Origin of the sequence: Nostoc sp. C052, assembly GCF_013393905.1 — a bacterium.
Lineage (GTDB): Bacteria > Cyanobacteriota > Cyanobacteriia > Cyanobacteriales > Nostocaceae > Nostoc.
On sequence record NZ_CP040272.1, the window covers coordinates 5323601 to 5344566 of the forward strand.

Annotated in this window: 16 protein-coding genes; 6 read left to right on the forward strand and 10 right to left on the reverse strand. The window is 42.5% G+C overall.

What is annotated here, in order from left to right; genetic code table 11:
* Positions 1–53 precede the first annotated feature (53 nt).
* Positions 54–1307 (reverse strand): ABC transporter substrate-binding protein, encoded by a 1254-nt coding sequence (locus FD723_RS21950; RefSeq protein ID WP_179067252.1) that lies wholly within the window; start codon positions 1305–1307, stop codon positions 54–56.
* Positions 1308–1484: 177 nt separating this feature from the next.
* On the opposite strand from FD723_RS21950, the gene FD723_RS21955 reads away from it, so the two are divergent.
* Complete coding sequence (locus FD723_RS21955; RefSeq protein WP_179067253.1) at positions 1485–2903, forward strand: MFS transporter; 1419 nt, start codon at positions 1485–1487, stop codon at positions 2901–2903.
* Between the two features lie 112 nt (positions 2904–3015).
* Here the strand turns inward: FD723_RS21955 and accD are convergent, their stop codons facing one another.
* The 3 genes from accD to ispD all read right to left on the reverse strand — a co-directional run bounded on the left by accD (position 3016) and on the right by ispD (position 6139).
* A complete protein-coding gene (gene accD / locus FD723_RS21960; protein ID WP_179067254.1) occupies positions 3016–3966 on the reverse strand; it encodes an acetyl-CoA carboxylase, carboxyltransferase subunit beta in 951 nt (316 codons plus the stop codon).
* A 628-nt stretch (positions 3967–4594) separates the two neighbouring features.
* Positions 4595–5143: an SMC-Scp complex subunit ScpB gene (gene scpB, locus FD723_RS21965; protein ID WP_179067255.1), complete on the reverse strand. Its 549-nt coding sequence runs from the start codon at positions 5141–5143 to the stop codon at positions 4595–4597.
* A 306-nt stretch (positions 5144–5449) separates the two neighbouring features.
* Positions 5450–6139, reverse strand: coding sequence for a 2-C-methyl-D-erythritol 4-phosphate cytidylyltransferase (gene ispD, locus FD723_RS21970; RefSeq protein ID WP_179067256.1), 690 nt, complete (start codon positions 6137–6139; stop codon positions 5450–5452).
* Between the two features lie 69 nt (positions 6140–6208).
* Between ispD and FD723_RS21975 the strand changes: the two genes are divergently transcribed.
* Positions 6209–7168 carry a glycosyltransferase family 9 protein gene (locus FD723_RS21975; RefSeq protein WP_179067257.1) on the forward strand — a complete coding sequence of 320 codons (960 nt, stop codon included), beginning with the start codon at positions 6209–6211 and terminating at the stop codon, positions 7166–7168.
* A gap of 115 nt (positions 7169–7283) precedes the next feature.
* Here the strand turns inward: FD723_RS21975 and FD723_RS21980 are convergent, their stop codons facing one another.
* Complete coding sequence (locus FD723_RS21980; protein WP_179069229.1) at positions 7284–7754, reverse strand: CRR6 family NdhI maturation factor; 471 nt, start codon at positions 7752–7754, stop codon at positions 7284–7286.
* 665 nt (positions 7755–8419) lie between these two features.
* On the opposite strand from FD723_RS21980, the gene FD723_RS21985 reads away from it, so the two are divergent.
* The gene (locus FD723_RS21985) at positions 8420–8866 is read left to right on the forward strand and encodes a Fur family transcriptional regulator (RefSeq protein WP_179067258.1); all 447 of its coding nucleotides are present in this window, start codon (positions 8420–8422) and stop codon (positions 8864–8866) included.
* An 84-nt stretch (positions 8867–8950) separates the two neighbouring features.
* On the opposite strand, the gene FD723_RS21990 is transcribed toward FD723_RS21985, so the two are convergent.
* On the reverse strand, positions 8951–11968 hold the full coding sequence (locus FD723_RS21990; RefSeq protein ID WP_179067259.1) for a pentapeptide repeat-containing protein: 3018 nt from the start codon (positions 11966–11968) through the stop codon (positions 8951–8953).
* A gap of 141 nt (positions 11969–12109) precedes the next feature.
* Between FD723_RS21990 and FD723_RS21995 the strand changes: the two genes are divergently transcribed.
* Together FD723_RS21995 and FD723_RS22000 are read left to right on the forward strand one after the other, a co-directional pair.
* On the forward strand, positions 12110–13858 hold the full coding sequence (locus FD723_RS21995) for a DUF3685 domain-containing protein (RefSeq protein WP_179067260.1): 1749 nt from the start codon (positions 12110–12112) through the stop codon (positions 13856–13858).
* A gap of 42 nt (positions 13859–13900) precedes the next feature.
* Complete coding sequence (locus tag FD723_RS22000) at positions 13901–14617, forward strand: diacylglycerol/polyprenol kinase family protein (protein WP_179067261.1); 717 nt, start codon at positions 13901–13903, stop codon at positions 14615–14617.
* Between the two features lie 168 nt (positions 14618–14785).
* On the opposite strand, the gene FD723_RS22005 is transcribed toward FD723_RS22000, so the two are convergent.
* The 3 genes from FD723_RS22005 to FD723_RS22015 form a co-directional block, all read right to left on the reverse strand.
* The gene (locus FD723_RS22005; protein WP_179067262.1) at positions 14786–16240 is read right to left on the reverse strand and encodes an NAD(P)/FAD-dependent oxidoreductase; all 1455 of its coding nucleotides are present in this window, start codon (positions 16238–16240) and stop codon (positions 14786–14788) included.
* A 155-nt stretch (positions 16241–16395) separates the two neighbouring features.
* Positions 16396–17481, reverse strand: coding sequence for a threonine-phosphate decarboxylase CobD (cobD, locus tag FD723_RS22010; RefSeq protein WP_179067263.1), 1086 nt, complete (start codon positions 17479–17481; stop codon positions 16396–16398).
* 26 nt (positions 17482–17507) lie between these two features.
* Entirely contained in the window at positions 17508–17792 is a 285-nt protein-coding gene (locus tag FD723_RS22015; RefSeq protein ID WP_010998076.1) for an HU family DNA-binding protein, read from the reverse strand.
* A 599-nt stretch (positions 17793–18391) separates the two neighbouring features.
* Between FD723_RS22015 and FD723_RS22020 the strand changes: the two genes are divergently transcribed.
* The gene (locus FD723_RS22020; protein ID WP_179067264.1) at positions 18392–18688 is read left to right on the forward strand and encodes a DUF2288 domain-containing protein; all 297 of its coding nucleotides are present in this window, start codon (positions 18392–18394) and stop codon (positions 18686–18688) included.
* A 309-nt stretch (positions 18689–18997) separates the two neighbouring features.
* Here the strand turns inward: FD723_RS22020 and FD723_RS22025 are convergent, their stop codons facing one another.
* Positions 18998–20947 (reverse strand): flotillin family protein, encoded by a 1950-nt coding sequence (locus FD723_RS22025; protein WP_179067265.1) that lies wholly within the window; start codon positions 20945–20947, stop codon positions 18998–19000.
* Positions 20948–20966: the final 19 nt, after the last annotated feature.

The window sequence follows — 20966 nt, forward strand, 5'->3', positions numbered from 1 at the left end:
ATCAAAAATAAAAAACTAGGGTATTGCTCCTACACCTTGCGAAGAAAGATTACTTATTCCATCGCTTTAATTTGTTGATTAGCTTCATTTTCTGCCTTCAGCATCGCCTGCTTTAATGCTTGTTGTCCCAACAAGGCGCTAACAAACTGGTTATCAAAGTTATTGACGATCGCCCCTGGATATTTCCCTACCTGCCACGGTGTAGCATAATTCACACCCGCCACTAATGGCGATCGCAGTGGATCTTGTTCATAACCCAAATTCTTTGCCACTGATTTACGTGTTGGCAAAGCAAACCCTGTTCCTGTCCACTTCTGCATTCCTTCTTTACCCGTGAGATAAGAAATCAACTCCCAGGCTTCGACTTTGTGCTGTGCTTGCTTATTCATAACGTAAGCAACTGTAAAGACCATCGTGCCTTTTTTATCATTAATAGTAGGTACTTGTGCGGTAGCAAACTCTACTTGGGGAAAGGTTTCAGTTAGATAGGGAATTGCCCAATTACCCTCAATCACCATTGCCACTTTACTTTGACCAAACATTTCACTACCTGAGTTTGTCCCCACATCCGATTTTTGGGCAGAGGAGCGGTCTTTTTGATACTGGTTTACCACCAACTCTAAACCCTGTAAACCCGTCTCACTGGCAAAGGTAGCATAACTATTTTGATCGGTGAGTTGTCCACCAAAGGCTTTAATTTTATAAGCCTGACGCGCCAATTCTGGAATTTCCCCAAACCCATATTTGTTAAGTTTGCCTGTCAATTGTTTCGAGTAGTTACGTAATTCCTCCCAAGTTGCTGGCGGACTACTCAAGCCGGCGGCGGCGAAGGCTTTTTTGTTATAAAACAGAGCCAAGGTTGAATAGTCTTTAGGAAGACCGTAAATCTGATTTTGGTATTTGAAACTGCCGAGTAAGGTATCCTCAAAGTCTGCTAGGTCAAATTTGGGGGTGATATAAGCATCTAACGGTTCTAAGACATTTTGACTCATCAAGAAAGGAGCTTCCAGCGCATCCAGATAAAAGACATCAGGTGCGGCTTCTCCAACCAAACGAGTTTTAATTACATCCATGTATTGGTCGGAAATTACCTCATATTTGACCTTAATAGCTGGATTTTGTGCTTCAAAGTCTTGCAGCACTTGTCTCAAGAGTTTTTGCTCAACGGGAGATCCTCCCCAACCACTGAGTTTGATGGTGACTGCGGTAGATGGTAACGGGTTGCTTGGCAATTGTAGACTTTGACAAGCAATAATAGCGATCGCTATTACCAATCCCCAAAAATTAAATAATCTTTTCTTGCTCACAGATGATCGCAATCTCTTTCTTATTACTTATACCCTCTGTTGCTAAGGAGTGAAATTTTACTTATTTAAAATTCTTGTTGAAAATTGCAAGCTAAAATGACGAAAAATTATCAGCAACGCTAATTAATTCCTCTGCAACCGGATTTATCCAGGGTACTTCACCCATAAACATAGATTATGGATTCTGTTCAGGTTGAAACAACTGCACCATTGACTCTAGAAATTGCCCAGATTGCCTCACCATCAATAGCAATCTCTCCAAATTCTCGAATTCCTAAGGATAGTATTCGCACTAGTTTAAAAGCATCCACTGCGGATTCTGTCTTAGCATCGGTTTATTCTCTTGGAACTAGTGGCATTTTACTCAGCAATTTATTGGTGGAATTGGGTGCTAGTCCAGTGGTATTTGGGATGTTGTCTTCTATCCCGATGTTGGTCAATCTTATTCAGCCTTTGGGTGCTTACTTGTCGGAACGCAGCACCAGCCGTTTTCAATATTCGCTTCGGACGCACGGAATTGGTCGGCTGTTATGGTTGGTTTTAGTAATTGGTATTATCAGCATCAATTGGGGAGTAATTGATACTCAGCAGTTAGTAATATTGACACTCTTGATTGTTCTATTCAGCAATCTTTTGGGAGGATTAGGAACTGCATCATGGCTAAGTTGGGTGGCAATGATAGTCCCCCGGCGATTGCGAGGCAGGTACTTTGGAACACGTAATAGTGCTGCGAACCTCACCAATTTGATTTGCGTACCAATGGCTGGACTAGTTGTATCACATTGGTATGGGGGATCTCTACAAGGTTATGGGGTAGTCTTACTGGTAAGCATTGTCTTTGGAATTATGGGATTGGGGTGTCAATATTTCCAGGTGGATATAAATCCCCAGTCGCAAAACACTTATTATGGCAAGTCACCACAAACAAGTGAGATTCAATCAGACACTACAAAAGATGAATCTGAAGTACTTCAGTCAATTCATTTGCCACAAGACCAGTTAACTAACAGTATTTGGAAAAACTCTAACTTTTTGATATTTCTGCTGTATTTTAGCTTCTGGAATCTTGCTGTTAACCTCAGCAGTCCTTTTTTTAACCTCTACATGCTGGACACGCTGGATTTGGATGTGAGTTACGTGACTATTTATAACAGCCTTCAGGCGGGGGCGACTTTGCTAATGCTTATTCTGTGGGGAAAATTAGCAGATAAGATTGGTAATCGTCCCATCCTCATCTGTATTGGGATTTTGGTTGGAGTCACACCACTCCTCTGGCTAGGAATTGGTGCTAATCGCCTTGATATCTGGTTGTGGCTACCTCTATTACACATTTTGGGTGGAGGTACTTGGGCGGCCATTGATTTGTGTAGCAATAATATACAATTGGCGATCGCACCAATTAAAAATCAGTCTATCTATTTTGCGATCGCAGCTGCCGTTGCTGGAGTGAGTGGCGCTTTAGGCACAACTATAGGTAGCTTTCTCGTCCAATTTCCTCAATCTGGAGGCTTACTAGGCTTGTTTGCCCTCTCAGGCATATTTCGACTAGTAGCCCTTGTTCCACTCATGTTTCTTCAAGAGCCAAGTAGAGGGTGAGGGACTGGGGTGCAGGGGAGCAGGGGTGCAGGGGTGCAGAGGAGTTGTAGTAAGTTTTATCCCCTCTGCCCCTCTGCCTCTTTTCAATGCCCAATGCCCCATACCCCATGCTTTATTCTGCGGCGGTAGAAGTCAAAGACATTGTTTCCCACAAAACCATGTGAGGTGTTGTTAGTACAGGCTGATGTAGAGCAATCAGCTGGGTTAGGGTGTTCTTTAATTGAGTACGGGGTACAATATCATCGACAAAACCGTGCTGGAGTAAATCTTCAGCAGTTTGAAAGTTTTCGGGTAGTTTTTCCCGCAGGGTTTGCTCAATCACTCGCCGACCTGCAAAACCAATGGTTGCCTTGGGTTCTGCCAAGATGATATCACCCAACATTGCAAAACTAGCGGTAACGCCGCCTGTTGTGGGGTTGGTCAAAACGGGAATATATAATAGTCGGGCATCTTTATGACGCTGTAGGGCTGCGGATATTTTTGCCATCTGCATCAAGGAGAGCATTCCTTCCTGCATTCTCGCGCCGCCGGAGGTGCAGATGATCACTACAGGATATCGCCGTTGAGTAGCTTGCTCAATCATGCGGGTGAGTTTTTCTCCCACAACCGAACCCATGCTACCACCCATGAAGCGGAAGTCCATAACTCCAAGGGCAATGGGCAAACCATTGATTTGACCCAAACCAGTGTTAACTGCGTCTATTAAGCCAATTTTATCTTGTGTTTCGCGTAAGCGATCGCTGTAGAGTTTGCGATCGCGAAATTCCAGCGGATCGGTTGGACGCAAATGCTCATCCAGGGGTTTCCAGGTATTGTGATCTATCAATTGACGAATGCGCTCATCGCTGTCTACTCGATTGTGATGACCACATTCAACACAAACCATCTGATTGGCTTTCAGGTCTTTTGTATATGCCAATACGCCACACTTAGAGCATTTATGCCAAAGTCCATCAGCAATTTCACGCTCTTGGCGTTCGAGGCTGGTAGCTCCTGACTTCTTTCGATTTGCAAACCAATCAAATAGAGACTTTAAACCACGTGATTCTTCGTTGTTAGCCATTTTTTATTTTATTTTAAGTGGGTATGAGGTCGAAAACATGTCAAATCGTATTGGGTTGTCCTTAGTCATTAATCATTTTTCTTTATTAATGACTTAATGACTACATCGTTAAACTACGCTTTTAAGCAATTCAGACCTTAATTTTCATCTTTGGTTGCCAGCTTAACGAAAATACTTATACCAATACAAGTCTCTTGCTCTTTTTTTCAGCAGACTTAATTATATGGACGTACTGACAAAGCTATGAGAATACCAACCTCCAAATAAAATGCTCTCTCCCTCCCACCCAAATCAATTGATTCGTATTTCTAGGTTGTAAACAAGCGGCATCTGTTGCACTAGTTGTACTTGCCAACGGTTAATCGTCGTTAAGAGGGTAATACAAGTCACAAGCTGAATATTATCAAAATGTGAAGGGCAGATGGGGTAATGTTGGTTACAGTCACGAATTTTGAAGAAGAATTCAGAAGTCAGAATTCAGAATTCAGAATCAAGACGCTCAATAGCGACACGCAAAGCGAATCCTTGAGCGTCTGACTTGCTCTAGGGGCATTGAAAAGAGGCAGAGGGGCAGGGTGCGGGGGCGGAGGGGAAAATTCTTGTCCCTGCTCCCTGCTCCCTTCTTCCCCTACTCTCTATTCCCCACTCCCTTTAGTTCTAGTTCTAGTTCTAGTTCTAATTGTTCTTCCTTCTGGCTGGTGGAAAGTATTTGCGGGAGTTGTTCAATTTGGAAGTACTGATGAAATTTTGGGGTTATTTGCAATGAGTAGGAACGAGAATCACTGTCTCGGCGCTTGCGGATGAAACCAAGTTCTACGAGTTCAGGAACGTGCTGATATACCCCTGAACCGCGCAGGTTAATCAAGTCACTCTGGAGTATAGGACTATTGAGAGCGATCGCAGCTAAAGTCCGCAATGCACCTACACCCAATTCCACTGGTATCATAGTTTGCACTAAATCATGAAAGTCAGACCGTAGTTGCAAACTGTAACCATCTGGGGTTTCTATTACCTCTAGGGCGCTATCTCGGTGAGCATAGTTGTCCATGAGTTCAATTATGCCTTCCTTGACAGTGGCGCGATCGCACGCGGCATACTCGGCGATTTCGCCGAGCGACAAGGGTTTACCCTTTAAATAGAGAATTGCTTCTATCTTCGTCGCTGTGGCTGTAATCATTTAGTCATTAGTCATTAGTCATTAGTCATTAGCAGATGACAACTAACAATCAACAATGTGTATGGGATTGTATCTTAATAACATAAGTCGAAGAATATTTTGACACTCTCCAATTAAAATCTGAGTATTGAGCATCGGGCGTTGGGGACTGGGAAAGAGGCAGAGGGGCAGGGTGTGGGAGGATGGGGAAGAAGTCTTACCCCCCACACTCCCCACACTCCTCTTCCTCTGAAGCCTACACCATACGTGATAAATCCGGGCTCCCTTCTTCCCCTGCTCCCTTGCTTCTTCCCCAGTCCCCAATCCCTAATCCCCAATCCCTCTACTTGTGAGAATAAATTCTGCGATCGCTAAATCTTGTGGAGTGGTCACTTTTAAATTTGTCTCCTCTCCCTCGACAATTCGGACTTCGATGCCGCACTTTTCAAATAAAGCGGCGTCGTCAGTTACTTCCCAACCTTGACGGACACCCTCAGCATGGCACTGTTTCAACAACTTGACATCAAATCCTTGGGGAGTTTGTGCTGCCCATAGTTTTCGTCTATCGGGTGTCTCTTGAATTATCCCTTGTTCATCGACAACTTTGATGGTGTCTTTGACCGACACACCAGCAATTAAACCGGGACAATGGCGAATTGCCTCGGCACAAGAGTTAAATAATTCTGGTGTAACCAAGCATCTAGCACCATCATGAATCAAAACTTGTTCTGCGTCTACCGGCAGAGATTGCAAACCATTGTAAACAGATTCTTGCCTGGTAGAACCGCCTTGAATTAATTCTACTGGTTTGGTTAGCTTCAGATCGGCGAGAATTGCATTGAACTCTGGCCAATCGTTAGACTGAGAAATAATCCCGATCCAACTGATGCTACTGGCGGCTTCTGCGGCTAATAGAGTCCAAGCAATAATTGGTTGCGATCGCACTTTCAGTAGGAGTTTATTACGGTTACTCCCCATTCTTTTTCCGATTCCCGCAGCTGGAATTAGTAAATACACAGAATTCCTCAATCTTTAAGCTATATATTTTCCCCTAAAATAGGGAGCGAGTAAGCGTCAATAAATATTATGCGAGTAGTAGCCCTTGTACCTGGCGGAATTGGCGACCAAATTCTCTTCTTTCCGACTCTAGATGACCTGAAGCGCCATTACCCTAACGCTCAGATAGATGTCGTTGTTGAACCCCGGTCAAAGGCTGCCTACCAAGTGAGCAAGTCGGTTCACGAGGTACTGAACTTTGATTTTCAAGACCGTAATAGTCTGGCAGATTGGGGTAATTTGGTCGGCAACATTCGCGATCGCGAATACGATGTTGCCATTGCTGTTAAGCAAAATTGGTTGGTGGGTCTTTTACTCTGGTTGACGGGAATTCCGATACGTATTGGCTACCAAGGCAAAGGAGCGGGTTTTCTTACCCATGCTGTGCCGTTCAAGCCATCCCAGTATGCGGCGGCATTATACCACGATTTGCTGCAACCATTGGAAATAAATAGCCCCGTCCCAGAGTTAGCCGTAAATGTGCCAAAACCAAATATTGAGTGGGCACAAAAGGAACAAAAACGTTTAGGGGTGAATGAAACAGGCTATATCTTGATTAATGGCAGTTCTGGCCAGTTATCTAAGTCTAAAGAACTGGATAAAATCTATCCTGTCGAAAGTTGGCATCAAATTATTCATGGCTTTCAAGACAAGCAGCCGGATCTGCCTGTATTGGTCGTTAAGGGGTCTGATGATGAGCAATTTGTGCGATCGCTCCTGGAGTCTTCTCCAGATATCAAAGTAACTGCCCCAGATGATATTGGCAAGTTAACTGCCATAATTGCCGGCGCAAATTTGCTGCTGTCTACTGATAATGCAGCACTACAACTGAGTGTTGCTGTCCAAACCTATACCATTGCCCTATTTGGGCCCACCGATCCGGTTAAGTTGCTGCCGAAAAACGATAAATTTCTGGCCATTGAATCCCCCACGGGAAAAACTGCGGATATTTCACCAAACGCAGTTTTAGAGAAGATTTGGGGCGGCTAAACCAGTCGTTTTTTGAAGAATTCAGAATTCAGAACAAGAAAGGAAACGGGCGAATTCTATTCGCCCGGTCTTAATTTGACTGAATTCTGGCTCCTGACTCCTGAATTCTTTCTTGTTAAAATATCCCAAAAAAAGCATCATCTAATTCATAGCCCAGCATTTGGGCCATAGACTTCAGCCGCGATAGGCTAGGGATGTCTTGCTGTTTGAGCCAATCACCTAAGATAAAAATTTTGTGCATCAAAAATATCTCTAAGGCTTCGGGATTATACTGAATACCTTCTTTGGAACTAAACTGGTGTGGTACAAGCATGGCAGCATAACGAGCAAACTCTCCTGCTTTCCAATCTAGTAAAAATGGCAACCAGGGATATTTGGCATCTAGGCGCACAAACCACAGCCGCACCTCTGGAATTTCTGATAGTTCCCGTGGATCGCCAGGTTCGAGATCGTAATTGATATCAAAACGTAGCTGCTGTTCATGGGATGTAACCCCATCTTGCAGCAGTTTCTCAATCACCGTTGATGCAGGCGACAGATCCAGATTGTTAATGAAGTCATTATTGAGTGCGATCGCAATTGTTATTGATTCAGCAGCCACTTTCTTGATGCTCAACTGTAGGATCGACAATATACAGTAGCAGCTTTCAGCGATTGACGCTACATTGACCTTTAAAAATCAATTAGTATTTACTGATACTTTTTTGCTGATAATTTGGTCAACCTACATAAGATTTAGACACAAGTCTGACCTACTCAAACTTATTTGATACTTTTGATTAATTTTCGCTGGTTATCACAAAGATACATCTAGTTGCTAGCCTTGATATTATCTGTTGGCGATGCCTGCGGCGGGCTACACCTACGCCACTCACTTTACTGATTTTTACTAAAATTAAATATTGCTTTTATCATTGCTATAATTACTCACACCTAACTAAATAATTACTACACGATTAATGTGGTATGCCATGAAAATTAGCCTACTTGGGTAAGGCAATGCTTGCCCCAAGGTGGACATTTACAGCAATTTTAAGTTAAAGTTGTAATGAGTTTGTTTTAGATTAAGGTCTGACAAAGTAGCCGTCATACAAGCAAAAAAAAATCATTATCGCCACCTGTTACTTCCGCAGCATCAAAAGCCAAAACATAAGTACAGGTAAAACAGCGGTGTGCAATATCATTGCATATATTAAATAACCAATAAACATTTAGATGGGAAAATTCCCTCAACAGTTAACAAGCTGTAATATGCAAAAACAAACAATTACTACAAAACCAATTCGTTCCTTAGAAGATGCCCTTGAGCGCTGTCAAATTCTGGGTATGCGCGTCAGTCGTCAGCGTCGCTTTATTCTGGAACTACTTTGGCAAGCAAATGAACACCTTGCAGCAAGGGAGATTTACGATCGCTTGAACCTACAAGGCAAAGAGATCGGTCATACTTCTGTTTATCAAAACTTAGAAGCATTATCAAGTCAAGGCATCATTGAATGTATTGAACGCTGTGATGGACGTTTGTACGGTAATATCAGTGACTCTCACAGTCATGTCAACTGTATAGACACAAATCAAATTCTTGATGTTCATGTAGAACTGCCAGAAGATTTTATCCGCAAAATTGAAGAACAAACAGGAGTGCGGATTACTGACTACAGTATTAACTTTTTTGGCTACCGTAATTCGCAGGAGGGTTAGGGAATGAGGGAGAAGCAAGGGAGCAGGGAGCAGAATTTTCCCCTCCGCCCCCTGCACTCTGCCCCTCTGCCTTTTTTCAATGCCCTATTCCCCAATAGAATTATTGCCAAAAACTGTTTCATCATCAGCATCATCATCATATAAATCTACTGGCAAAATTGCGCCTTCGCAGCTTTCTATTTGCCCGATCGCAGGGGGATTTTTCCAATTAACATCTATGTTTGGGGTGATTTGGACGGTGTTTAAGAAAGGCTGCTGCGATCGCAAATGTTTCAGTTTTTGAAACGACTCTTTGGAGAACAAAGCACCATTATCAGCGGCCAATTTTTTCTCAGTATCAGTGAGAATTGCATCAAATAAACAGGCATTGGTGAGATTGGCAGAATTAAGATTTGTCCCCCTTAAATTCGCCTGTTGGAGGTTTGCGCCTGTAAGATTTGCCTGTTGGAGGTTTGCGCCTGCAAGGTTTGCGCCTACAAGGTTCGCGCCTGTGAGGTTCGCCTGTTGCAAATTGGCTCCAGCTAAATTCGCCCCCATTAATTCCGCATTGGATAAGTTTGTTTGCTCAAGATTTACCCCAGTTAACATCACTTGTAATAAAGAGCCTCCCGATAAATTGAGTCCAGCCAGAGACTTGATTCGGGTTGCGAAGGCACTTTTGTGCAAAACCGCTGTTCTTGCAATTAATACACTCAGCGCCTCTGGATTGAATTCTGTCAAATTGACTGGATTCCCACAAAGCCAAAAAGGAATTTTTGTTTCTCGGTAGCAAGCACAAAGCAATAAAAATACATTCAGTCCCACAGCAGCATTCACCTGTTCAACATTCACAGGGTTTTGTAGTGTGTGAAAATTAGTTAAAGCGTTATGGGCTATCCCCTCATCTAACCAACGTCCTTGACAGTAAGCACGCCAGAAAGATAAAAGACGTTGAAACAAGACTTCAAATGAAAACTTGTGCTTTTGCTGGCGACGTAATCCATTGATTGCGAGTTCTTCAATTTCTTGGCTAAGTATGCCGTAACCTAGTAAATTATAAATATGCTGGGCTACGCTACTGGGAGAATCAAGTACAAAAGTTGGCGTACCATAAACCTCATCTTGGTACTGAGTCAGAAATTTAAGTTGGGCAGCAATAGCATCTGCACAAAGAAATTCTCCTAACTTGATGTATGAAAACTCAATTAAACTACTTTGGGTTGCGCTTTCGCCTGAGCTTTCTACATCCCGAATTTTAAAATAAAAACCTGGTAGAGTCTTAAATTCCCCAGCGAGATTAATTTGATGACGTTGTGAGTGTAAAATTTTAAGAGCGATCGCGTGCATCTGCTCAAGTAAATCTTGAGGATGACGACCAGCAAGTAAATTAGCGATCGCTTCTGGAGTCCGGTGGATATGAGCCGATCCTGAACGCAATAGCATCGTCTTAATGCCACCAATTAGCGGATATCCCAATAACCATCGACTCAGACGATGATGAATCTCCCATAACAAAAAAGACTTTTGGGTATTAGCAGCTAACTGTAATAGTTCATCATCTAGCAATCCGTCGCGGTGCAAAATGCCCAACAAATGCAGCATTAAAGGTTGACGAACAAGGGCAGATAATTCTCTTAACTTGGACTGGCTGGTGAATACCCCCGACTGTTTTAGCAATGTAAATAAATTTTGAGCAATGGGCAATGATTGCACTTTTGCCCACTGCTGAAACCATTGTTTGAGTTCATCTACATCCAATGGCTGGATAATAATTCGCTTTAATAATAGCGGTAGTTCCGAGACAATTTCTGGTAACGTCGTTGAACGACTCGTCAACACAATTTTGTGTCGATGCTGAGATTGAAAGTTCAATAATTGCTGAAGAAAAATTGCTTGTGCTCTGATACCCTGAGCAGAATGGGGTAGTTCATCCAAACCATCCAGCAGCAATAAACAAGGGAGATTTTCTTGCTCTAACCAAGTTGAAAGATTGACAGGAAAGGCAGAATTTAAGGTTTCGATTAAAGTTTTGCCGTATTTTACATCTCGTAACCGAATTACTATCGGCATCCAAGTCGGGTATAATTCTTGTGCGACTTGTGCCGCCCAAAGTTGGCAAAAACTAGTTTTTCCATAACCAGGTTCCGACTCAATTACAGCGATCGTTTCTAAATCAGTTAGCTGTTGTTCTGCCCATGTCTTTAAATCAACTGGCTTAACAGTTTTTTTATCCTGCTCAGAAATATTTTCTTCTATTGGTAAGCCTTTTTGTGGCACATAGATATCCTGGAGAGCAAAGGATTCCATCAGCAAAGGCTGACTGAGGTTTTGAATCAAACTTGCACGGTAATGTTCTCGGTGCAAATCAATTTTCTCACCGACTGTAGAACCAACTTCTGGGGCGATGAAGCTGGGAGATAATGAAATCCCCAATCGGAAAAATTTTTGTAGTTGGGCTAAAGGTGCAGCATTTTCGGTGACAACTACCAGCATGTCACCAGGAAGTGAGTTGACCAAACGCTGTGTTAGGAGTTTAGCTTCAGTTTCCTCTGCACCATTGGCAACTAACCAAGCGATGACAGCGCTATTTATTTGTTGCACTAGCAATGAGTCTGCAACCAAAGATAGTGCTTGTTCAGCTTGAGTATCAGTCAATTTACCTGGAGTGAGAGTTTTCAGCAATCCTTGTAGTTGCGGATCTTGAAGGATGAGTCTACCCACGTCCTCTATAAGGATGTGTGGCTGGATAGGTATACTTGCTCGGTCTAGCCACGGTCTTTGCAGCCTTGACTCCTGCTCTAAAATTGCTTGCAAAGCCTGGAGATAGGCAATCTGAAACGCTAGCCATGTGCCTTCGTTACGTTTTAATGGTTTTTTTTGGCTGAGGCTACGCAACAAGTTTTCTGTCAACCGGGAAATGACACTGATTTCTTCCCAAACAATATTTAAGGGCAGTTCTAAAACCTCTACCAAGGTACAGATATCAAAAGGTACAAGGCTTTTGACTTCCATATCCTGAACAATACGGTAGGCAATACCTGCCAATTGCCCCGCTGAAAACCCTCTGATTTGATTGATTGCGATATGGCGTTCTGCCAACCAGTGCCGAATACTCAGGTTCATTTAATTACATAATCAAGGCTGCATGAGGCAATTATGATCGATTTATCCCTTTGCGAAAACAGGTAACAATGGTAAAAACAAAGTTTTGTATCAAAGTTGTTTTTTGATTGGTAAAAATACTGCTTATGTATTGAGTGGATTATGAGCGATCGCCCGATAAAATTATTGTTAATCGACCAAGACCCAATTTTTCGTCTGGGTTTACAGGTAGCTCTGGAAGCAATTCCTAACCTGGTAGCGATCGCAGCAGTAGAAACTGATACCGTTGCCTTGCAGATTTTAGCAGAAATTGCCGAAAAAGACCCTAACCAGATAAATTTGCTAGTTTTGGAATTCGGTAATGGTCGCTCTACTACCAGTCAACAGCTAGGTTTACAATTCTGTCGCCAACTCAGAGTCTTATATCCCAACCTCCCAATTTTGCTCCTCAGTTCTGTGCAAGAACAAGGACTGCTATTAGCAGCAAAATCTATTGGTGTAAATGGCTACTGCCCTAAAGGTACACCACTTCCTGAGTTAGTCGCTGCCATCCAAGAGGTTGCAAATGGGGGTTCTTACTGGTTTGGCGATGCAGAAGCAATCATAACTCCTAATTCCTCACTCCCCACTCCCCACTCCCCACTCCCATTTTCTAAACTCCGAAATAATTTGCGTTTGTCAGGAAACACTAACATTGAGACCACCCTAGCCGCAGTCACAGCACAATTACAAGTTCCCGGATTACCAGTACTAGATCGAGCAATTCTAGCTGGACGGCGGCGAGAACTGTTAGCAGCTCGTTGGTTGCTAAATCGGTTATTGGTTTCATCACAAGAAAGGCAAGAGGAAATTCCGATTGCTGATGAGCCGTCTTTGACCCCTTCGTTGAGTAGTGCCATTCAACAAAGACAAACTGTGTCACCTTTACTTAGTCCGGGAACATTACAATCTGTTTTGTTTGCATCTTGCGTTACTAAACTTCAATTTCCTTTAAAAAATGTCACAGATATACCTTTAGAAATTGACATCTTTCGTGAAGATAAAAAGCGGGAATTACTTTATCTAATTTTGCAAAAATTAGCTCAACAGTTGGATGAATTACGTGATTCTAATATTGAAATCAATCAATTATATAAAGTAAAAAATATTTTGGTATGCGACTTATGGCAAGTAGCAGTTACAGACTTTTTCGGTAAATTTTCTCGAATCCAAATAGGAAATCAAAACATAGAAATTGTTAACTTGTTGCTACAAAATATAGAGGTTGTGCAAAGAGATATTCTCAATAAAATTCCGTTAATTTGTGAGTTGTATTCTTATCTGATATTTCAAATAGAATTGAATATTGATAATACCTCATATTCAGTAGTGAGTGCTGAGTCTAAGTCTCAGGCACTAATGATTTTAGAAAACTTGTTGATTCAGGTAGCGAATGGGGTAGTGCAACCATTGCTAAATTCTTTAGCAGATGTAGAAGAGATTAAGCAAAATTTTTATGGGCAGCAATTAATTTCCACAAGAGAGATTGAAAGATTTAGAAATGATTTGTCATGGAAATACCGATTGAGAAATTATATAAATGAACCAAAAGCAGTATTTGAAAGCCGCTATGAGTTATTTGTAATAGTGCCTCGTGGTATTGCCAATACTTCAGTTTATGCTCCTCGAAATCAGGAGTTAGTAAGACTTTCTAATATTCCTTTAGTAGTGACATTGCTGCTAGAATTTAGTGATGCGATCGCACCGCGTCTAAAATCACTATTATCTTTTTTAGGTAGCGGTATAGTCTTCATTCTCACTCAAATAGTTGGTCGTGGTTTAGGTTTAATCGGTCGTGGTATTCTTCAAGGTATTGGTAGCGTTTCGTCAGTAGAAAAGAACTTTAGAAGAAATAGCGATCGATCCAAGTGAAGCACAAATGACAAATGACAAATGACAAATGACAAATGACAAATGACAAATGATTTTATCGGACTAGCAATTTCTTATGTTTACGCCACCAGTCTGCTTGTCATTGGCGAGGGACTGCGTAGGCTATTTGGTGTAAAGCCAGATTTGACCCGTAAAGTGATTCATATCGGTGCAGGGATGTGGGTTTTCGGCGTCCTGCTGCTGTTTAAGCACTGGGAAATCGGAATTATACCTTTTGCTACCTTTATCGGACTCAATTACCTGTTTTACCGCCACCGAATCATCGGCGCAATGGATACTGAAGATAGCTCACCTGGTACAGTTTACTTTGCTATCTCAGTGACGCTGTTATTTGGGCTGCTGTGGCGGCCAGATGGGCCAGTAGATAGCGTTGCGATCGCTGTTGCTGGGATAATGGCAATGACCTGGGGTGATGCGCTAGCAGCATTAATCGGTAGACGCTTCGGACAGCATAAATATCAAGTGGGAAATTCTGTGCGTTCCTGGGAAGGTTCGGCAGCAATGTTTGTAGCAAGTACAGTGGTGATTTTCTTGGTGCTGTTGCTGCTACCTGGTTCATCTCTGAGTCCCCTAGCAACGCCTTTAGGTTTAGGATGGGCCTTATTAACGGCAGTGGTAACTGCTATCTTCGCCACTCTAGTAGAGGCAGTCTCACCCCACGGTACAGATAACCTCAGTGTGCCTCTAGTAGCAGCCGGAGTAGTGTGGATAATGCAGGCATTTGTAAATAATTTGTAATTCGCCTCGTTCCCAGTCTCCGACTGGGAATGCTATCACGAGGCTCTGCCTCCAGAGGCTTGACGAGAGGTAGAACCTCTCGGAATACATTCCCAGCCTGGAGGCTGGGAACGAGGCGAACGAGGCGAAACGAGATTTTAAAGTCGATATAGTGTTATGCCCAATAATTCATAAATTCCAATTGCGGCGGAAATGGAAGAAGCCTTCTAAAAACTCTTGCAAAGCAATGTTGCTATTTAACTTTTGTTTACTCCACTCTTTTGCAGTCTGTTCCAGAATTACTGAGAAACTAGGATAGACGGGAGATAAATTTGCTAAATCTTTGACTTTAATTTTTTGTGATATTGCCAAGGCAATCAAATTAATTAATTCTCCAGCTTCTCCCCCCAATATCGAAGCTCCTAAAATTTCCCCATTGCGTAGCACAATTAATTTACACATACCAGTGGTTTCGCCGCAAATTTGAGATGCTACCACTGTTTTAAAATACTGTCGCAAAACTAAAACTTCATCTCTAGCAAATTGGCGTTTTGCTTGGGCTTCAGTCAAACCCACTTGCGCCAGCATCGGCACAGAAAATATCGCCCAAGGAGTGGAGCAATAATTTGCTCGTAGCCTGGGGAAAAAGAGGGCATTGTTCAGAGCAATTTTGGCTTCATAATTAGCGATATTGGCAAAGTCGTAACCACCAATTACATCGCCACAAGCATAAATGCGGTGATTAGTGGTTTGTAATTTATCATTCACCACTAAGCTACGCCGATGCCATTTCACGCCTACTGTTGCCAAATTGAGAGATTCAATATTTGGCTGTTGCCCAGTCGCCACTAAAATTTCATCAGTTTCAAAGGCTTTATCTCCTGCTTGAATCCACTTTTTATCCTCAATCAGCTTCACCTGAGTTACTGGTTTTTCAGTGAGGATGCGTACACCCTCGACTTCCAACTGTGCCTGAAGCAATGTGGCTATCTCAGGTTCTAAATAGGGGAGAACATAAGGATGCTTGACTACTAACGTCACACTGCAACCAAACCGCGCTAAAGTTTGAGCGATTTCAATGCTTTGGGGAATTCCGCCGATAATTACCCAGTTTTTAGGTAATGTCTCTCCCTGTAAAGATTGCCAAATATTAGAAAGGGTTAGATAGCCAGTGGCTTGCAATCCTTCAATGTCTGGAATTTCTGGACGTGAGCCAGTGGCTAGCAAATAGGTACGGGCACGCAATAGGCGATTGTTAACTGCAAAAGCCAGTTGGGGGGAAGATTGAAATTGACCACTGCCAACTATGACATCGACTCCCTGCGCGGCTAGGATAGCTGGAGAATGCTGTTCTTTAAGATTTGAGGCGACGCATTGAGCATACACCATCGCTTCTTGCCATGTCATAGATATATGACATTCTTCTGAGGTATTAGAGTGTGTGGCGTGAATACCAAAACCAGCTGCATTATTCAACTTCTGCGCCAGTTTAGCAATTTCCGTAAGAGCATGATGATGAGTAAACCCATAGTCTACTTTGGGTTCCACCAGGGCAACTGTAGCACGTAGTTGGGTTGCAGCAAGTGCAGCGTTATATGCAGCAAGACTGCCGCCAATAATTACAATATCGTAGTCATTAGTCATTTTTCATTGGGCATTGGGCATTAGGCATTGGGCATTGGGCATTGAAAAGAGGTAGAGGGGCGGTGTGCGTGGGGCGGAGGGGAAAAAACTCTTCTCCCTTACTCCCTGCTCCCTTGCTTCTTCCTGGCTCCCTCATGTCCCCTACTCCCCACTCCCTACTCCCCACTCAACGCTGTTAGTAAGCGTTGGTTATCGGACTCTTCACGTACAGCAACCCGGAAAAAGCGATCGCCTAGTTCTTTAAAACTAAGGCAATCGCGGATTAAAATCTGATGATGTTTGAGTAATTGTTGCTGCAACTGCAAAGTAGACTGTTGAGACTCAACTAGTAAAAAATTAGCGGCACTTGCTTGGGGTTGCAATCCTGGGATTTCAGCTAAACCCTGAAAGAGTTGGTTTCGTGCAGGTGGTAGCCATGACCAAGTTTGCAGCTGAAACTCTGTATCTTGGAGTGCTGCAATTGCCGCCGCTGCCGCTAGTGTGTTTACAGGCCAAGGATCGCGCCATAACTGCCATTTTGCTAGACAATCGGGGTGGGCGATCGCATATCCTAATCGCAATCCTGGGAGACTGTAAAATTTGGTCAGCGATCGCAATACTACTAAATTTGGATATTCCTGTACCACCGGAATCAGGCTTTGTTCCTCATTGGGCGGTACAAAATCCATAAATGCTTCATCCACCACAACCAAAGCAAATTGCTCCAAGTAGGGCAAAATAGACTCCCGCGAGAATAGCTTTCCGGTTGGGTTGTGGGGATTATTCAGCAATAGTCCTTTGTCCTTTGTCCTACCCTGCGGGAAGCCGCTGGGGCGTATATGTTCTTTGTCAATGACCAATGACCAATGACCAATGACCAATGACAAAGGACACTCCAGCACTTTCGCGTCGTATGCCTTTAGGGTTCGGTAGTAGTCACCAAAGGCTGGAGTTATTAAAATTGTCGCGGCTAATTGAGCTAATTCCCTACCGATTAAAGTGAGTAATTCTGCGGAGCCGTTACCCGGCAGAATCCACTCAGGCGGCAATTGATGGAAGTGACTGAGAGCTAGTCTCAGTTCACTATAATTTGGGTCTGGATAGTGCTTAAGATTACCAATTTGGGACTTTATAGCAGCGATCGCGCTGTTTGGAGGCCCCAATGGGCTGATGCTAGCAGAAAAATCCAGAATAGCATCAGGGGAACAGCCAGCCAGTGCCGCTGCCCAGGCTAAATTTCCCCCGTGTGCAGGTTGCCGCATTAAAAAAGGGTTCCCGAAGACAGAACCTATGCTTTTGGGGGTGCTACCTTTTCTCTAAACAGTTTTCCTGCGGAGAAAGCAGGAACTCTCGTGGCTGGAATTTCCATCTTTTCATTTGTTTTCGGGTTGCGACCTTCACGGGCTTTACGTTCCCGTGATTCAAATGAACCAAATCCCACCAATGTCACCTTATCACCAGAGGAAACTGCTTCAATAATCGTTTCCAAAGCGGCAGTTAAGACTGCATCTGCTTGTTTCTTGGTAACACTAGCTTTTTCAGCTACGGCATCAACTAATTCACCTTTGTTCATGTCAAACTCCTGAAGGTTTACTTAAAATTTCAGTACGGACGCAAATCAATACATCTTATACCGAAAAACTTGTTCGCAGAAATACAAAAATCATCCTTTGGGAGTATTTTTACTCAAAACGGCTGTACATCCCATCGGCTCGACTTTTCAATGAATCATTCTAAGGTGTTGTAGCCTGATGTGGATAGATGAAACCATTAATTTATATAGATTTCAGGATGTTTTGTAATTTTAGGGTACTTGTTTCACTAAAAACCACCCCAAAAGTAGGAAAAAATACCTATTAAAAACTGCAATTTCCAAGAAAACAGGGAAGTCGTGAGGTGGGAGGTGGTCAGCATTTGTTGGGATTAATTACCGATGTTAAAGAGTTATTGCTGAGATTAAAGAAATCCAACCCACATTCCGCACTCTTAAGTGTCACACAGCGATCAAATCACAGCCAGTAGTACAAAATAACTATATATTATGCAAAATTATGCAAAAATCCTCTCTATGCGGCAGACGTTTTAAAGCATCTGGAAATATAGCCGTAAGAATCAGATTACGATTTGTAACATCTGTAGAATAGTATCTTAGAAAAGACAAATTGGGAAATAATGTCGGATTTAAGAGCGGAATTAACAAAGATTTTGGATGAGGCAGAGTGGGAGTGGCTAATTCCTCATGTACAACGAGATGCAGTAATTTTGGTAGCACCTAATTTAAACTTGATAGATGTTGGAGTAGCGATCGCCAGTGATAACATTCCATCAGTGCAACAGTGGATTGATGAGCTATTGATTACCAAACCCACGACAGTACAGGTAGGAGAATGGAATCTTGACCGTAGTAAGCGATTTAATACTCTCATCGTGCAGCCTTACGTTTTGGCACAAGAAATAGCCGCTGCTTAAATAACTTCTGTAGATTTGGCAGTAAATTTTGTAGCAGAGTTTTAGAACCTGCTACAAAACTTAATTACGTTAGCGAGTCTTCTCCCTTGGCGTTAGCCTCTCCTTTTGGGAGAAGGGGAGACGCCAAGGAACATGGATTAAATAAGATGCAAAACTTGATGGGAACATCCCACTTTTTTGTATGTCATTGCGAGCGAAACAAAGTGAAGCGAAGCAATCGCAAAATCTCCAACTAAGAACTAGTCCATACGATTTGTATGTTATTTAATTCTTATTCCTAAGAGCGAACGAGCATCATTACGAATTATTCTAATTAGTTTCTGTGTTGTTTTCGATGACAGTTGGTGTTGGGTTAGTTTCTAAAGAAAGATGGCTTGATTTACTAGTTATGACTTGGTTATTACCACGCACTAGCTGGCTGACTTGACCGATTAATTCACCTAATTTGCCTTCGTCAAGTAAAGTATTAATTAAAGAAAGTCCACTTGTAGATAGTAGTAGTTTGTTAATATCTTGACTGCCACTACTACCATTAGCACCAGGGAATGAATAAATACGAGTATCTCCTAAAACTCCAGGTTGTGGTGCTAAAGCGGTGGCAATTTCTGGTAGTTTATCGGCTAATTCTGGCCAGATAGTTGTCAGAATTTTGGCAGTGAGATTGGCATTACTGATAGAGTTTTCGGCGGTAATTTTTGCTTGAATACCTTCTGCTTCTGCTAAAACTTTATCGCGGTTAGCTGCTGCGAGGGTGCGAATTGCTTCAGCTTCTAATTCGGCTGCTTGTTGAGCGATTTCTGCTTGACGGCGACGGCGGAAAGCATCGATTTCTACGACGTTGCGATCGCTAATACTCCGTTCTTCAGCTTCTCGTTCCGCAGCAATCACCGATAGGCGTTTGTTGCGTTCGGCTTTTTCAACTTCACCTGCTGTCTTAACTGATTCTTCTGCTTTGGCTTGTTGTGCTTGTGCAACAAAGCTTTCGCGTTTTTTGTTAGCAATAGCGATCGCTACATCTTCTTGAGCTAGTTTTGCTTCTCGTTCTGACTCCGCTATCCGTACTTGTGCTTGTAGCTTTCCAGATTCTACACTTTGTTCGCGTATAATCTCTGCAAGCTCAGATTCTTGTTTTTGCAGTGCTTGTGCTACCTTTAGCTGTTTATTACGCTCTTCTAGAGAAATATCAGCTTCAATTTGGCTTTGCTGCACCGATAACTTTTTGCGAATCTCTTCTTCTTCAATTGATTGTTCTTGCAAAATTTTGGTACGCCGTACTGTTGCAGCCTCCCTATCTTTCGATTCTTGAATTTCGCGTTCTTTCTGGGCTTTTAATGCTTCTACTTGCAATTTTTGCTCTAGTTTAGAACCTTCTTGTTCTTGGGCAATTTGTAGCGATCGCTTGAGGGCATCCAGTTCTTTTTGCTCAATTGTCACTTGTGCGACTAACTCAACTTCCCGCTTTTGTTGAATTGAACGTTGAATAATTTCGGTTCGCAAGCGTACACCTTGGGCATCAAAAAAGTTATCTGGATCGTAAGTAACACTCTCTAATATTTCGGAAATGGCAATGTTATTTAGAGTTAACCCGACTTTTTTCAAATCAGTGCCAACTAAATTCAGCACCTCCTGAGCAAACCCCAATTTATCAGAATCTATTTCCGCTAAATCCTTAGTTTTGGCTGCTGCTCTAATTGCATCATCTGCTCTTTTTTCTAAAGCATTTTTAATATCTTCAGGAGTAATTTTGATGCCATTTTGAGATAGTCTAGCGGCTGCGGTTAAAACATCGTCTTCAGAGGCATTAATACACACATAAAAAGTGACTCGAATATCTGCTCGTAAATAATCTTTAGTCCGAACTGCGAGTTTACCAGTACGTTCCACATCAATGGAAATTTCTCGCAGAGGTACACGAGTTAACTGATGAAATCCCGGTAAAACAATGCAACCACCATAGAGAATTACCGATTTCTTTTTGATAAAAAGACCCCCAGTTCTTACGAAAGCTTCGTTGTTAGGTGTCACTACGTAAACCCGTGTGTAAGCAAACAGGCTAAATAGTAGTAATAAAACTAAAGTAGCAATAACTCCAGGAAATACTAATCCCCCACTAATTTGGGCAATAGTCGGCTGGATTCTGACTGGGAGTGTTTGGGAAATTAATGTTGTTTGCTTTTGTTGTGGTTGTAAATTAATTTGTGGAACTTCAGCGATTGTGATACTCGGTAAAGATTGGATGAAAGTTAACCAAAAAAGCATATTTTTTCCTCTCACTAAC